14 protein-coding genes are annotated in these 14,047 nt (G+C 72.1%); 7 read left to right on the top strand and 7 right to left on the bottom strand.

Annotated features, from left to right (window positions below; all coding sequences use genetic code 11):
* Nucleotides 1–39 precede the first annotated feature (39 nt).
* From PYR72_RS31880 to PYR72_RS31860, 5 genes are all read left to right on the top strand, one after another.
* Nucleotides 40–1,110 carry a M4 family metallopeptidase gene (locus tag PYR72_RS31880; protein WP_275458470.1) on the top strand — a complete coding sequence of 357 codons (1,071 nt, stop codon included), beginning with the start codon at nt 40–42 and terminating at the stop codon, nt 1,108–1,110.
* 59 nt (nt 1,111–1,169) lie between these two features.
* Nucleotides 1,170–1,436: a protealysin inhibitor emfourin gene (locus tag PYR72_RS31875; RefSeq protein WP_275458469.1), complete on the top strand. Its 267-nt coding sequence runs from the start codon at nt 1,170–1,172 to the stop codon at nt 1,434–1,436.
* An 88-nt stretch (nt 1,437–1,524) separates the two neighbouring features.
* Entirely contained in the window at nt 1,525–2,859 is a 1,335-nt protein-coding gene (locus PYR72_RS31870; protein ID WP_275458468.1) for a GH1 family beta-glucosidase, read from the top strand.
* On the top strand, nt 2,856–4,109 hold the full coding sequence (locus PYR72_RS31865) for an MFS transporter (RefSeq protein ID WP_275458467.1): 1,254 nt from the start codon (nt 2,856–2,858) through the stop codon (nt 4,107–4,109). The genes PYR72_RS31870 and PYR72_RS31865 overlap by 4 nt, the downstream gene beginning before the upstream one ends.
* 194 nt (nt 4,110–4,303) lie before the next feature.
* A complete protein-coding gene (locus PYR72_RS31860) occupies nt 4,304–6,250 on the top strand; it encodes a protein-arginine deiminase domain-containing protein (protein WP_275458466.1) in 1,947 nt (648 codons plus the stop codon).
* A 68-nt stretch (nt 6,251–6,318) separates the two neighbouring features.
* On the opposite strand, the gene PYR72_RS31855 is transcribed toward PYR72_RS31860, so the two are convergent.
* Entirely contained in the window at nt 6,319–7,029 is a 711-nt protein-coding gene (locus PYR72_RS31855; RefSeq protein WP_275458465.1) for a VOC family protein, read from the bottom strand.
* 85 nt (nt 7,030–7,114) lie between these two features.
* A complete protein-coding gene (gene era, locus PYR72_RS31850) occupies nt 7,115–8,077 on the bottom strand; it encodes a GTPase Era (protein WP_013003760.1) in 963 nt (320 codons plus the stop codon).
* A gap of 162 nt (nt 8,078–8,239) precedes the next feature.
* Between era and PYR72_RS31845 the strand changes: the two genes are divergently transcribed.
* Nucleotides 8,240–9,598, top strand: coding sequence for an ammonium transporter (locus tag PYR72_RS31845; protein WP_275458464.1), 1,359 nt, complete (start codon nt 8,240–8,242; stop codon nt 9,596–9,598).
* Complete coding sequence (locus tag PYR72_RS31840; protein WP_059081079.1) at nt 9,595–9,933, top strand: P-II family nitrogen regulator; 339 nt, start codon at nt 9,595–9,597, stop codon at nt 9,931–9,933. The genes PYR72_RS31845 and PYR72_RS31840 overlap by 4 nt, the downstream gene beginning before the upstream one ends.
* 79 nt (nt 9,934–10,012) lie before the next feature.
* On the opposite strand, the gene PYR72_RS31835 is transcribed toward PYR72_RS31840, so the two are convergent.
* The 5 genes from PYR72_RS31835 to ybeY form a co-directional block, all read right to left on the bottom strand.
* On the bottom strand, nt 10,013–10,510 hold the full coding sequence (locus tag PYR72_RS31835) for a hypothetical protein (protein WP_275458463.1): 498 nt from the start codon (nt 10,508–10,510) through the stop codon (nt 10,013–10,015).
* 998 nt (nt 10,511–11,508) lie between these two features.
* The gene (locus PYR72_RS31830; protein ID WP_013003756.1) at nt 11,509–11,868 is read right to left on the bottom strand and encodes a hypothetical protein; all 360 of its coding nucleotides are present in this window, start codon (nt 11,866–11,868) and stop codon (nt 11,509–11,511) included.
* A 16-nt stretch (nt 11,869–11,884) separates the two neighbouring features.
* The gene (locus PYR72_RS31825; protein ID WP_275458462.1) at nt 11,885–12,244 is read right to left on the bottom strand and encodes an MmcQ/YjbR family DNA-binding protein; all 360 of its coding nucleotides are present in this window, start codon (nt 12,242–12,244) and stop codon (nt 11,885–11,887) included.
* Nucleotides 12,241–13,545 carry a hemolysin family protein gene (locus PYR72_RS31820; protein ID WP_275458461.1) on the bottom strand — a complete coding sequence of 435 codons (1,305 nt, stop codon included), beginning with the start codon at nt 13,543–13,545 and terminating at the stop codon, nt 12,241–12,243. The genes PYR72_RS31825 and PYR72_RS31820 overlap by 4 nt, the downstream gene beginning before the upstream one ends.
* Complete coding sequence (gene ybeY, locus PYR72_RS31815; RefSeq protein WP_059081074.1) at nt 13,542–14,039, bottom strand: rRNA maturation RNase YbeY; 498 nt, start codon at nt 14,037–14,039, stop codon at nt 13,542–13,544. The genes PYR72_RS31820 and ybeY overlap by 4 nt, the downstream gene beginning before the upstream one ends.
* Between the last annotated feature and the right edge of the window lie 8 nt (nt 14,040–14,047).

The following is a 14,047-nucleotide window of genomic DNA, read 5'->3' as shown; positions in this document are numbered from 1 at the left end:
CTAGTGACACGCCCCTAACGGAGTGCGATCGTGCGGAACATGACGACCAACGGGGGCCACGAGCCCGTCTTCTGCACCGTCGTACCACCCCACGTCCTCGACAAGCTCTCCCGAGCCGAGGACCCCGTGCTCGCCGGCGCCGCGCGCAAGACCCTGGAGCGCGACGCCTTCGAGCGCACCCACCGCCGGCTGACCACGGTCGTCGGCGCCCCGAGCATCGCCGCGCCCGTCGGCGCCGAGGCGGGCCGGCCGCACCGCACGATCCACGACGCCCGCCACGGCACGGACCTGCCCGGCAGGAAGGTGCGCGGCGAGGGCGACGAGCCCGGCAAGGACGCCACGGTCAACCGCGCGTACGCGGGCCTGGGTGCCACGTACGAGCTGTTCTGGCAGTCCTTCGCGCGCGACTCGATCGACGGCAACGGCCTGCCGCTGGACGCGACCGTGCACTACGACCGCGACTACAACAACGCCTTCTGGAACGGCGAGCAGATGGTGTTCGGCGACGGCGACGGCGAGATCTTCCTCGACTTCACCATCCCGATCGACGTCATCGGCCACGAACTGAGTCACGGCGTCACCCAGTACACGGCGAACCTCACGTACTTCGGGCAGCCGGGCGCGCTCAACGAGTCCATGTCGGACGTCTTCGGCGCGCTCATCAAGCAGTACACGCTCGGCCAGACCGCCGCCGAGGCGGACTGGCTGATCGGCGCGGGCCTGCTCGCCCCGCGGGTCACCGGCACCGCCCTGCGCTCGATGAAGGCCCCGGGCACGGCGTACGACGACGACGTCCTCGGCAAGGACCCGCAGCCGGCGACCATGGACGGCTACGTCCGCACGGGCCGCGACAACGGCGGCGTCCACATCAACTCCGGCATCCCCAACCACGCGTTCTACCTGGTGGCCACCGCGCTCGGCGGTCACGCCTGGGAGCGCGCCGGGCAGATCTGGTACGACGTCCTCACCGGGGGCGAGCTGAGCAAGCAGGCCCTCTTCGTCGACTTCGCCACGCTCACGGTGAAGGCGGCGAAGGACCGCTACGGGCAGGGCGACGAACTGACGGCCGTGCTGAAGGGCTGGGAGCAGGTGGGCGTGCGGACGCTGTGAGGGCCGGGTCCGGCCACGCGGTGCTGCGGCCGGGCCCCGATCCGTACTAGACATGACCCATGCGTATCGAAGTGCGGCGCACGGGCGGTTTCGCGGGCATCGAGCGGCACGCGGTGGTGGACACCGCCGGACGGCCCGATGCCGAGGAGTGGAGGGCCCTGGCCGCGTGCGCGCTCGCCGCCGGCCGGGACTCACCGCCGTTCGGGGTGCCGGACGGCTTCCGTTACGAGATCACGGTGGACGGGAGGACCGTGCACTGCGCGGATCCCGGACTGACCGAGGAGCAGCGGGAGCTGATCAGGAGGGTGCTGAAGGAGGGGGCGTGAGCGGCCCCGCCGGGGCGCCGGGGGTGCGTAACGGGCACTTCACCCTGGGGCGTTGACTTCCGTTACCCGTGGTACGGATGATCCGCCCATGGCGACGATTCCGACGAACCCGATACCCCAGTTCCCGGCAGGCTTCCTGTGGGGCGTCTCGACCTCCGCGCACCAGATCGAGGGGGCCGCGGCCGAGCGCGAGCCGTCCGTGTGGGACGCCTTCACGGCCGGGGCGGGGCACGTCAAGGACGGCTCGACGGCGGAGGTGGCCTGCGACCACTTCCACCGCTACCCCGAGGACGTGGGCCTCCTGCGCGACCTGGGCGTGGGCGCGTACCGCTTCTCGGTCTCCTGGACCCGGGTGAACTCGCCCGGCGGGCTCGACTTCTACGACCGCCTGGTGGACGAGCTGGTGGGCGCGGGCGTACGCCCCGTGCCGACCCTCTTCCACTGGGACCTGCCGTCGTCGCTGGAGGAGGCGGGCGGCTGGCTGAACCGGGACACCGCCGAGCGGTTCGCCGAGTACGCCGCCGTCGTGGCCGCCCGGCTCGCCGACCGCGTCACCAAGTGGATCACCATCAACGAGCCCGCCGAGCACACCCTGCTGGGCCACGCCCTCGGCACCCACGCGCCGGGCAAGCAGCTGATGTTCGACGCGCTCCCGGCCGCCCACCACCAGCTGCTGGGCCACGGCCTGGCCGTCCGGGCCCTGCGCGCGGCCGGGATCACCGACATCGGCATCGCCAACTCGCACGGGCCGACCTGGGCGGCCTCGCGGGAACAGGCCGACGTCGAGGCGGCCGGCTTCTACGACCTGCTCCTCAACCGCCTCTTCGCGGAGCCGATCATCCTCGGTGAGTACCCGGAGGGGCTGGGCGAGATGATGCCGGGGACGGACGTCGGCTCCGATCTGAAGACCATCTCCGAGCCCCTGGACTGGTACGGCGTCAACTACTACGCGCCGACCCGGGTCGGCGCGCCCGAGGGCGAGGACATCGAGTTCGGCGGCATCACGATCCCGGCCGAACTCCCGTTCACGGTCAAGGAGGTCGAGGGCGCCCCGACGACCGACTTCGGCTGGCCGGTGGTCCCCGCGGGCCTCACCGAACTCCTCACCACGTTCCGCGAGCGCTACGGCGACCGGCTGCCCCCGATCGTCATCACCGAGAACGGCTGCTCCTACGAGGGCCTCGACGACCAGGAGCGCATCGCCTACCTGGACGGCCATGTGCGGGCCCTGCACGAGGCGGTCGCGGCGGGCGTCGACGTCCGCGGCTACTTCGTGTGGTCCCTGCTCGACAACTTCGAGTGGGCCGAGGGGTACGCGCGCCGGTTCGGTCTGGTCCACGTGGACTTCGAGACGCAGGAGCGGACCCCGAAGGCGTCGTACGCCTGGTACCGGGACCTGCTGCGGGCCCAGAGCAGAGCATGACGACCACACGGCCGACGGAGGCCCTCGCCGAGCCCGTCGAGCGGGTCGGCGGGGGCTGGACCTCCGCGCTGGCGCTGGCCAACGGGGCGATCTGGGTGGGCTGGTACGGCCCGCTGCAGATCCTGCTGGCCTCCCAGGCGGAGGACTTCGCGCCCGGCGCCGGCATGTCCAAGGAGACGATGCTGGCGTGGGTGACCGGCGCCGGGGCGGTCGTCTCGCTGCTGGCCACCCCGCTGTTCGGGGCGCTGTCGGACCGGACGACGTCCCGCTGGGGCCGCCGGACGCCCTGGATCGTGGCCGGGTCGGCGGGCGGGGCGGTGTCGCTGCTGCTGCTCGCGGGCGCGGGCGGGCTGTGGACCATGGCGGTCGGCTGGTGTCTGGTGCAGCTGACGCTGAACGCGTCCTGGGCGGCGGTCACGGCGGCGGTCCCGGACCGGGTGCCCCGGCTGCAACGCGGCGCGGTGGGCGGCTGGCTGGGGGCGGCGCAGATCGTGGGCGTGGTCGGCGGCACCGGGCTGGCGACGCTCGGCGGGGGCGTCGGCGCGGGGTACGCGGCGTGCGCGGTGTTCACCCTGGCGGGCGTGCTGCCGTACGTCCTGGGACACCGGGACCAGCGGCTGCCCGTGGCGGCGCGCCCGGTGTGGTCGTGGCGGGCGTTCCTGCGGGGCTTCTGGCTGAGCCCGCGGCGGTACCCGGACTTCGCGTGGGCCTGGCTGACGCGCTTCCTGATCAACCTGAGCAACAGCCTCGGTCTGCTCTACCTGCTGTTCTATCTGCGGGACCGGGTCGGGTACCCGGACCCGGAGGAGGGCGTGCTCATCCTCACGGTGGTGAACGCCTCGACGCTGCTGGCGACGGTGGTGGTCTCCGGGGTGTGGTCGGACCGGGTGGGGCGGCGCAAGCCGTTCGTGTACTGGTCGGGGATGCTGATGGCGGGCGCGACCGGGCTCATCGCCCTGTGGCCGACCTGGCCGGGCGCGCTCGTCGCCTCGGCCCTGCTCGGCCTGGGCTTCGGGGTGTTCACCTCGGTCGACTTCGCCCTGATGACCGACGTGCTGCCCAAGGCCCTCGACCGGGGCAAGGACCTCGGCGTCATCAACGTGGCCAACTCCCTTCCACAGGTGGCCGCCCCGGTGCTGGCCGCGCCGATCGTGACGTATCTGGGCGGCTACCGGGTGCTGTACGTGGTGGCGGCGGTGATCGGGCTGGCGGGGGCGGTGTTCGTGGGGCGGATCCGCGCGGTGGAGTAGACCCCGCCGACGGGGTGCGAGGGCTCGCGCGGGCGGAGTGCGGAAGATCACCTGTTTCACAGGGGGTGCACAGACAACGGATCCGCCCGTTCCCCCGTCTTCCGTGCTGACCACGCTCGCCGCCGAAGGGACGCTCTGTGCCTACGCGTTCAACCAGACCACTCCGAACCCGCCCCGCACGGCAGGCGATAGCCGTGCTGGCGGTGTCCGGCACGCTGCTCGCGACGCCCTCGCTGGCGGCGCCCTCGGCGTTCGCGGACGGGGCGCCCCCGACCGATCTGCGCGTGGACACCAACCGGGACGGGACCGTCGACGTCACCGGTACCACCGACACCGCCGGCGAGAACGGCTGGACCGTCGCCCGGGGCGCGCTGATGCTGCCCAACATCGACGACGACACCAAGCGCTGCCCGGTCACCGGCCCGAACGGCAAGCCCCTCTCGAACGCCAAGCTGGCCGCCTGCAACGACGCCTCCGACACCAAGGTGAACGGCACCGCCGACGCCGCCGACCTGGCCCGTGTGCGGTCCGTGCCGATGGCGGGCGTCCCCGCCGGGGCGCAGGGCACCGTGAAGGTCACGGCGGGCGCCGCGCAGACCCGGGTGTTCGTCAAGCGGGGCACCAAGTGGGAGCCGGTCACGGCCAAGACCCGGCTGTCGCGGGCCGAGCTGAAGGCCGGCGTCGAGTTCGGCGTCGAGGCCCGTGACGTGATCCGGGACACCGCGAAGTGGGACGGCACGGCCCGGGTCCGGCTGACCGTGACGTCCTCCAAGGGCACCACCGCCGACTCCGTCACCCTGCGCGTGGCCCCGCTGCTGACCCACCACCACCTGCAGAACGCCCAGCAGATGCTGGTCACCAAGATCTCCGGCAGCGACCACGGCGGCTACGCGAAACTCAACCGCGTGTTCCGCGAGGGCCTGGACAAGGCCGCCAAGAGCGCCGGCATCACCAAGCCGACGGTGAACTTCACCAAGTACGGCGACATCTGGGCCCAGGACTTCGTCGAGCCGGCGTACGTCAGCATGACCGGCGCGGACGGCAAGCGGCAGGCCATGCGGGTGATGCTCCGCTCCGCCCAGCTGGACCGGGAGGCCGGCCGGGAGCTGTTCGAGAAGATGCGCGGTCCGAACATCGGTGCCGTGCAGGTGACGGGCGCCAAGGACTCGGAGGAGTGGACGCTCAACTCCATGGGCAACCTGGAGACCATTCCGCCCTACGCGCAGGGCGACCGCTCCTACCCGGCGGGCCGGATCATCATGGGCCAGCGCCCGGACACCGGCTCCAAGCCGGCGAAGGTGATGCGGACGTTCCTGAAGTCGCAGGGGCTGCAGGACCCGCTGTTCCTCGATACGTCCTGGCTGCACGTCGGCCACGTCGACGAGTTCGTGCAGTTCCTGCCCGCCGACACCCCGCGCGGCTGGAAGATCGCGATCGCCGACCCCGCGGCGGGCCTGAAGCTGCTGCGTGACGCGAAGGCGGCGGGCCACGGCTCGACGTCGATGTTCTCGCTGCCGGACGTCCCGTGGGAGAGCATCTCCGAGGCGCTCGGCTCCAAGCACCTGGTCTCCGACAACAACCTCGCCACGCGCCGCATCGAGGAGAACCTCGCGGTGCTCCAGCGCGAGACGGGCGTCACCGACGCCGAGGTCGTCCGCGTCCCGGCCCTCTACACCCGGGGCCGGGAGATGGCCGGCGAGTCGCAGTCGGGCGGTGACGAGAAGATCCGTCTGCCCCGGCTGACCCGCCTCGGCGCCGGAGCCGAACTCCCGGAAGCGGCACGGGACTACGGCCAGCAGCGCCGGCTCGACGACCAGGCGGACAAGGGCGCCCTGACGCCCGACAGCACGGCGGCGGCCTCCCCGGCGGCCCCCGCGCCCTCCGTCATGACCAGCGCCTACGTCCCCGGCGCCGTCAACGGCATCGTCCTGAGCCGTACCCACTACCTCGCCCCGCGCCAGTGGGGTCCGGTCATCGGCGGCAAGGACATCTTCACCGAGGCGGTGACGGCCGCGTACACGAGCGCCGGCATGAAGGTGTCGTACCTCGACGACTGGGAGACGTACCACCTGGGCATGGGCGAGATCCACTGCGGTACGAACACGCTGCGCAGCACCTCGGCGGCCTGGTGGACGCGCTAGCCCCCACCCCCGCCCGACCCGTGTGAGACACCCGCCGCCGCCCCGGAGTACCGGGGCGGCGGCTCTTCTCACACCGGGCCCCGCCCCCGCAGGTCCTCCAGCCGCGCCAGCGCGTCCTGGACGGTGTCCCGCTGCCCGGCGGTGAGCGGGACCGCCCCGGCCCGTTCGAGCACGGCGGCGGCCGTCCCCTCGTCGCCGAGCCGGACCGCGATGTCGCCCCGCAGCACGAGCAGCCGCAGCAGCAGGGGTGCGGCCGGCAGGTCGTCGAGCGCCAGCACCCGGTCGATGACGCGTGCCGCGGCCGCCGGGTCGTCCTTGGAGTCCGCCAGCAGGGACGCGTGGTGCAGGGCCCGCGCGAAGGTCTCCTTCGGGGCGGGCCGGTGGCTCTGGTCCGTACTCGTCGGCTGTCCGACGCGGACGCAGTTGCCGCCCGGGTCGGTCATCAGGAACTGCCGCATGCCGTACGACATGTCCTTCAGCGGCCCGAGCCGGGGCAGCCCCCGGGTCGGGATCCGCCCGTACGTCTGCCTGAGCCCGGCCCTGAAGGCCGCGTACAGGCCGTCGACGTCGTCCGTGACCACATAGCACGTGCTGAACGACCGCGCGGGATCGAACGACTTCAGCCCGAAGAACTGCAGCTCCACCCCACCTCGTTCCACCACCGCGTACGGGTTGGGACTGCGCTGTTGCAGGGTCACCTCGAAGCCGAGGGCCTCGTAGAACTCCAGCACGGGCTGGAGGGTCCGGCAGGGAAGGATCGGGATCGTCTTCTCGCCCATCCCTTCACTCTAGTCAAATTTGACCAGCAGGGGGAAGAGCAGGGGCGCCGGTTTCGCCACGGCGCCCCTACGCGTCCACGTTCCGTCAGAAGCCGAGCTTGCGCAGCTGGCGCGGGTCCCGCTGCCAGTCCTTGGCCACCTTCACATGGAGGTCCAGGAACACCGGAGTGCCGAGCAGCGCCTCGATCTGCTTGCGGGACTTGATGCCGACCTCCTTCAGGCGCTTGCCCTTGGGGCCGATGATGATGCCCTTCTGGCTGGGGCGCTCGATGTAGACGAAGGCGTGGATGTCCAGCAGCGGCCGGTCGGCCGGGCGGTCCTCGCGGGGCAGCATCTCCTCGACGACCACGGCGATGGAGTGCGGCAGCTCGTCGCGGACACCCTCCAGGGCCGCCTCGCGGATGAGCTCGGCGATCATGACCTGCTCGGGCTCGTCGGTGAGGTCGCCCTCGGGGTAGAGCGCGGGTCCCTCCGGCAGCAGCGGGACGAGCAGGTCGGCCAGCAGGTCCACCTGCTTGTCGGCGACCGCCGAGACGGGCACGATCTCGGCCCACTCGAAGCCCAGCTCCTTGCCGAGCTGGTCGATGGCGATCAGCTGCTCGGCGAGCTGCTTGCTCTCCACGAGGTCGGTCTTCGTGACGATCGCGATCTTCGGCGTCTTCTTGATGGACGCCAGTTCCTTCGCGATGAAGCGGTCGCCGGGGCCGAGCTTCTCGTTCGCCGGCAGGCAGAAACCGATCACGTCGACCTCGGCCCACGTCGTGCGGACCACGTCGTTGAGGCGCTGGCCCAGCAGCGTGCGCGGCTTGTGCAGGCCGGGGGTGTCGACCAGGATCAACTGGGCGTCCGGCCGGTGCACGATGCCCCGGACCGTGTGCCGCGTGGTCTGCGGCTGATCGGCGGTGATCGCCACCTTCTGGCCGACCAGAGCGTTCGTGAGGGTGGACTTGCCCGCGTTGGGGCGGCCCACGAAGCAGGCGAAGCCGGCGCGGTGGGCGGCCTCGGCCGGCTGCTCGGATGACTGGGTACGGACGCTCATGGCGCCCATTCTCCCTGATCCACGAAGCCCCGCGGCACCCGGCACCGACGGTGAGCTTTCCGAAACCCCCACGCAACGAAACGTCACCGAAACACACCTGTACGCGTCCGGAAACGCACGCCGATCACCCTCTGACGAGCCCCCGCCCGCCCGAGAAAGGTCCTGCCGACCGTGACCCTCGCCGCGCCCCTCGCCGTGCCGCTCGCCGCGCCGGCCATCGCCGCGCCGTCCGTCGACACCGGCGACACCGCCTGGCTGCTCGCCGCCACCGCCCTCGTCCTGCTGATGACCCCGGGCCTGGCCCTCTTCTACGGCGGCATGGTGCGGACGAAGAGCGTCCTCAACATGCTGATGATGAGCTTCGTGTCGATCGCGCTGGTCACCGTGGTGTGGCTGGCCGCCGGTTACTCGCTCGCCTTCGGGGACGACGCCTTCGGCGGACTGGTCGGCGGCCTCGACCATCTCGGCATGGCCGACCTCGGCCCCGCCGACGTCCACGGCACCGTCCCGACCCTCCTCTTCGCCACCTTCCAGCTCACCTTCGCGGTCATCACGGCCGCGCTGATCAGCGGCGCGATCGCGGACCGGGCGAAGTTCGGGGCCTGGCTGGTCTTCGTGCCGGTGTGGACGCTGCTCGTATACGTTCCGGTCGCCCACTGGGTGTGGGGGCCGGGTGGCTGGATCCTCGACGGTCTCGGCGCCCTCGACTTCGCGGGCGGCCTGCCGGTCGAGGTCACCTCCGGCGCCTCGGGACTGGCCCTCTGCCTGGTCCTCGGGCCGCGGCTCGGCTTCAAGAAAGATGCCATGCGCCCGCACAACCTGCCCATGGTCATGCTGGGCGCGGGCCTGCTCTGGTTCGGCTGGTTCGGCTTCAACGCCGGCTCGGCGCTCGGCGCCAACGGTCTGGCCGCCGCCGCGTTCCTCAACACCCTCGCCGCCGGCTGCACCGGTCTGCTCGGCTGGCTCTTCGTCGAGCAGAAGCGCGACGGCCACCCGACGACGCTGGGCGCGGCCTCCGGCGCGGTCGCGGGCCTGGTCGCCATCACCCCGTCCTGCGGCTCGGTCTCGCTGCTGGGCGCGCTGGTCATCGGCCTGGCCGCCGGTGTCGTCTGCTCCTACGCGGTGGGCTGGAAGTTCCGGCTGAACTACGACGACTCGCTCGACGTCGTCGGTGTCCACCTCGTCGGCGGGATCATCGGCACGGTCCTGATCGGTGTCTTCGCCGCCCGGTCGATGACCGGCGGGGCCGAAGGGCTGCTCTACGGCGGCGGGTTCGGCCAGCTCGGCAGGCAGCTGGTGGCCGTGGCCGCCGTCGGGGCGTACGCGTTCGCCGTGACATACGGCATCGGGAAGCTGATCGACAAGGTGCTGGGCTTCCGTGCGGAGGAGGAGCACGAGCACACCGGTCTCGACCTTACGGTGCACGCCGAGACGGCATACGATCACGGCGTCCTGGGCCACGGCGCCCCGGTCGGCGCGTCCGTCTCCTCGCCGTCGTCCACGTCCTCCACTCATAAGGCCAAGGCATGAGACTCATCACCGCGATCGTCAAGCCGTACCGCCTCGACGCGGTCAAGACCGCCCTCCAGGAGATGGGCGTCCACGGTCTGACCGTCAGCGAGGCCAGCGGCTACGGCCGGCAGCGCGGCCACACCGAGGTGTACCGGGGAGCCGAGTACCAGGTGGACCTCGTCCCCAAGGTCCGGATCGAGATCGTCGTCGAGGACGCCGACTCGGACGCCGTGATCGACGCGATCGTGAAGGCCGCCCAGACCGGGAAGATCGGCGACGGCAAGGTGTGGGCGCTGCCGGTGGAGACGGTCGTACGGGTGCGGACGGGCGAGCGGGGTCCCGACGCGCTCTGAGCGCACGGAACGGATCGAGGGGTGGTGCCGCCGACGGGCGGCACCACCCCTCACCCGTCGCCCGGGGTGTGCGGGCGGATCAGTCGAAGACGAACGGTCCCGGCGACTGGGCCGCGCCCGCGGTGCACGTCACGGGGAACCCGAAGATCACCATCTGCAGCGAGCCGCCGAAGGCGTCCAGGGAGTCCCCGGGGGCGACGGTGCCGGTGAGGGGCCCGACCTGCACGCCGTCCCCGGCGGCCAGCGCCGGGTTCTCGGTGCCGGTGAAGGCGACGGTGCCGCCGCTCGCGTTCACCAGGGTGAGCGTGGACTGGATGGAGTCCTCGGCGAGGGCGATCGGAGCGGTGATGTCCTCGGAGGTGACGGTGACGGTGGCGGAGGTGACGGTGACGGTGGCGGAGGTGCCGTCCTGGGTGGCCGTGAGCGTGGCCACTCCGGAACCGCCGATCGTGCAGGTGGCGTTGATCGTCGCGACGTCAGGAGTGACGGCCGCGGCGGTGGGGGCGAGCGCGAGGCCGCCGACGGCCAGCGTCCCCGCGAGGAGCGCCGAGCCGGCTCCGAGTCGTATGCGTCTCATCGAGCGAAGTCCCTTCCCTGGTACGGGAGGCGCGCGGGGGCATGGGGGAGCCCCCGTACGTCCCGGTACGGGCGTTGCCATGTGGGGGCGGTGCACTGCGCGGCCGCACAGCGGAATATGACGGTCCGTCAGGAGAACGGCTCCATTGAGACGCGGGCGGCTCAATATTGCAAGGGGCGCTCCGCCGCTCGTGCCGGGGCGGGTGAAAGTGGCCGAACCCGTTCGCCGACGGCCCCGGCCACGCGCCCGAGGCCCGGCGCCGGCGCGCCGATCTGTCCCGTCCCGCGCACTTTCGCCGACGCCCCGGCGGGGAGGTCCACTCGCCCGCGCACGGTTTTCGAACAGCCCGAAGGGCCGTTACCGGCCGTAACACGCTACGGCGAACGCCCCGACCTCACCCACCGGCCAGGACCGGACTCCCCGTGCCGGCCCCGCCGGGCGTGCGGTCGCCGTTCCCGCCACCTGCCGGACCAGGAGGGGCAGCCGGTGGAGGGGGTGCCGCGGTGTACCGCGGCGACCGGTACACGTTCATGGCGCGGCTCAGGCGCCCGAAGGACCGGTCCCGACACGGCACCCGCGGCCGACCGCTCGGGCCCGCGCCTCGCGGCAGCAGCCGCTCGGGCCCGCCCGCGTCACGGGTGGCTCCTCGCCCCGCTCGTCCCGCCGACGGGGTCCGGGCGGGCGCACCGGCCGGCCGCGGTCACCGTTCCCGCCACCTGCCGGACCAGGAGGGGCAGCCGGTGGAGGGGGTGCCGCGGTGTACCGCGGCGACCGGTCCACGTTCGCGGCGCGGCTCAGGCGCCCGAAGGACCGGTCCCGGCACGGCACCCGCGGCCGACCGCTCGGCCCGCGCCTCGCGGCAGCGGCCGCTCGGGCCCGCCCGCGTCACGGGTGGCGCCTCGCCCCGCTCGTCCCGCCGACGGGGTCCGGGCGGGCGCACCGGCCGGCCGTCGAAGAAAGCGGGCCCGCACGGCCCGGCGGCGGTCCCCCGGTGGCGTTCAGCCCGCCCGGAGCGTCGTCCGGACGGATCCGTCGGGGCCGGCCAGGAGGACCGGGGTCTGCGGGCCGCCGAGGTCCCGTACGGCGGCACGGTCCTCGTCGGAGACGGTGTCGGCGGCGGTCACCACGGCCGCCGCCTCCAGGGACGTGGCGCCGGAGGCGACCGCCATGGCGACGGCCGTGCGCAGCGCGCTCAGCCGCAGGGAGTCGAGGGCCACGGTCCCGGCGACATACGTACGGCCCGTCTCGTCCCGGACGGCCGCCCCCTCGGGCACCGCGTTGCGGGCCCGCGCGGAACGGGCCAGGGTGACGATCTTGCGGTCCTCGGGGTCGAGGTCGAGCGCGCTGCTGTCGGTCATGAGCCGAGCATACGGTTCACGCCCGGTCGAGCCGGAGCCGGTCCGCGCGGGGCAGTCCGGCCACCACCAGGTCGTACGAGTCCTCGATCAGCTCCCGGGCCAGCCCGTCGGGCAGGCCCGCGTCGAGGGTCACCGTGTTCCAGTGGCGCTTGTTCATGTGATAGCCGGGGGCGATCAGGCCGGGGTGCGCGGTGCGCTGCCGGATCGCGTCCTCGGGGTCGCACTTGAGGTTGACCTTGAGGGGACGCTGGTCGATCCAGCTGAGGGCGAACATCTTGCCGAGGACCTTGAAGACGGAGATCTCGGGACGGAAGGGGAAGTCCTCGACGGCCTCGTCGAAGGAGAGGCAGAAGCTCCTCAACTCCTCGGGAGTCACTCGGACTTCGCCTCCTCCGGCGGCCCGGCGGGGCCGATCGGCTCCACCAGCACCGTGACGATCTTGTTCCGGCGGCCGGCCGCGGCCTCCGCCGTCAGACGCAGTTCCCGCTCGTCGGGCAGCGCGACGACCGAGGAGGCCCCGGCGATGGGGACGCGGCCCAGGGCCTTGGCGAGGAGGCCGCCCACGGTCTCCACGTCCTCGTCGTCGTAGGCCTCCAGGCCGTACAGCTCGCCGAGGTCGGTGATGTCGAGGCGGGCGGTGACGCGGTAGCGGTCCTCGCCGAGTTCCTCGACGGGCGGGAGTTCACGGTCGTACTCGTCGGTGATCTCGCCGACGATCTCCTCCAGGATGTCCTCGATGGTGACGATCCCGGCGGTGCCGCCGTACTCGTCGATGACGACGGCGACGTGGTTGCGCTCCTGCTGCATCTCGCGGAGCAGGTCGCCGGCGTTCTTGGTGTCGGGGACGAAGACGGCGGGGCGCATGGCCGTGGAGACCAGTTCGCTCTCGGCGTCCCGGCTGATGTGCGTCTTGCGGGCCAGGTCCTTCAGGTACACGATCCCGACGATGTCGTCCTCGTTCTCGCCGGTGACGGGTATGCGGGAGAAACCGGAGCGCAGGGCGAGGGTGAGGGCCTGACGGATCGTCTTGTAGCGCTCGATGGCGACCAGGTCGGTGCGCGGGACCATCACCTCGCGGACGAGGGTGTCGCCCAGCTCGAAGACCGAGTGCACCATGCGGCGCTCCTCCGCCTCGATCAGCGACTCCTTCTCGGCCAGGTCGACGAGCGCGCGCAGCTCCGCCTCGGAGGCGAACGGGCCGCGCCGGAAGCCCTTGCCGGGGGTGAGCGCGTTACCGATGAGGATCAGCAGGTTCGGGATCGGGCCCATGATCCTGGCCAGCGGCAGCAGCACGTACGCCGCCGCCGTGGCCGTGTTCAGGGGGTGCTGGCGGCCGATGGTGCGCGGGGAGACGCCGACGGCCACGTAACTCACGAGGACCATCACGCCGATCGCGACGACCAGCGCCTCCCAGGTCGCGTCGAACTCCTGGAGGCAGGCGTACGTGACGAGCGCCGCGGCGGCCATCTCACAGGCCACGCGGAGCAGCAGCGCGACGTTCAGATAGCGGGTCGGGTCGGCCGTGATCTGGGCGAGGCCGGCGCTGCCGCGCCGCCCGGACCGTACGGCCTCCTCGGCGCGGAAGCTGGAGACGCGCGCGAGGCCCGCCTCCGCGCAGGCGGCGAGCCAGGCGACGACGACCAGGGCGACGGCACCCCCGATGAGAGTCGCGCTCATGACACGGTCGGTGCCGGGGAGGGGCCGGTGAAGCCCTTCTCCGCGCGCCAGCCGTCCACGATGGCGGCCTGGAGGCCGAACATCTCGGCCTTCTCGTCCGGCTCCTCGTGGTCGTAGCCGAGCAGGTGCAGCACCCCGTGGACGGTGAGGAGCTGGAGCTCCTCGTCCATGGAGTGCTGCGTCTCGGCGTCCTTGCCCTGCTTCTCGGCGACCTCGGGGCAGAGCACGATGTCGCCGAGCAGGCCCTGCGGCGGCTCGTCGTCGTCCTTCGACGGCGGCCGCAGCTCGTCCATCGGGAAGGACATCACATCGGTCGGACCGGGGAGGTCCATCCACTGGATGTGCAGCTGCTCCATGGCGTCCGCGTCCACCACGATCACCGACAGCTCGGAGAGGGGGTGGATGCGCATCCGTGTCAGCGCGTAGCGGGCGATGTCGAGGATCGCCTGCTCGTCGACCTCGGTTCCGGACTCGTTGTTGACGTCGATCGACATGGTGCGGT

It is taken from the genome of Streptomyces sp. VNUA24 (assembly GCF_029167005.1).
Classification (GTDB): Bacteria; Actinomycetota; Actinomycetes; order Streptomycetales; family Streptomycetaceae; genus Streptomyces; species Streptomyces scabiei.
This window is presented reverse-complemented; position numbering and strand designations above follow the sequence as displayed.

Coding starts and splice junctions, on each gene's coding strand:
- PYR72_RS31880 (WP_275458470.1), top strand. CDS start 40: ATGACGACCAACGGGGGCCACGAGCCCGTCTTCTGCACCGTCGTACCA.
- PYR72_RS31875 (WP_275458469.1), top strand. CDS start 1,170: ATGCGTATCGAAGTGCGGCGCACGGGCGGTTTCGCGGGCATCGAGCGG.
- PYR72_RS31870 (WP_275458468.1), top strand. CDS start 1,525: ATGGCGACGATTCCGACGAACCCGATACCCCAGTTCCCGGCAGGCTTC.
- PYR72_RS31865 (WP_275458467.1), top strand. CDS start 2,856: ATGACGACCACACGGCCGACGGAGGCCCTCGCCGAGCCCGTCGAGCGG.
- PYR72_RS31855 (WP_275458465.1), bottom strand. CDS start 7,029: ATGGGCGAGAAGACGATCCCGATCCTTCCCTGCCGGACCCTCCAGCCC.
- era (WP_013003760.1), bottom strand. CDS start 8,077: ATGGGCGCCATGAGCGTCCGTACCCAGTCATCCGAGCAGCCGGCCGAG.
- PYR72_RS31840 (WP_059081079.1), top strand. CDS start 9,595: ATGAGACTCATCACCGCGATCGTCAAGCCGTACCGCCTCGACGCGGTC.
- PYR72_RS31835 (WP_275458463.1), bottom strand. CDS start 10,510: ATGAGACGCATACGACTCGGAGCCGGCTCGGCGCTCCTCGCGGGGACG.
- PYR72_RS31830 (WP_013003756.1), bottom strand. CDS start 11,868: ATGACCGACAGCAGCGCGCTCGACCTCGACCCCGAGGACCGCAAGATC.
- PYR72_RS31820 (WP_275458461.1), bottom strand. CDS start 13,545: ATGAGCGCGACTCTCATCGGGGGTGCCGTCGCCCTGGTCGTCGTCGCC.
- ybeY (WP_059081074.1), bottom strand. CDS start 14,039: ATGTCGATCGACGTCAACAACGAGTCCGGAACCGAGGTCGACGAGCAG.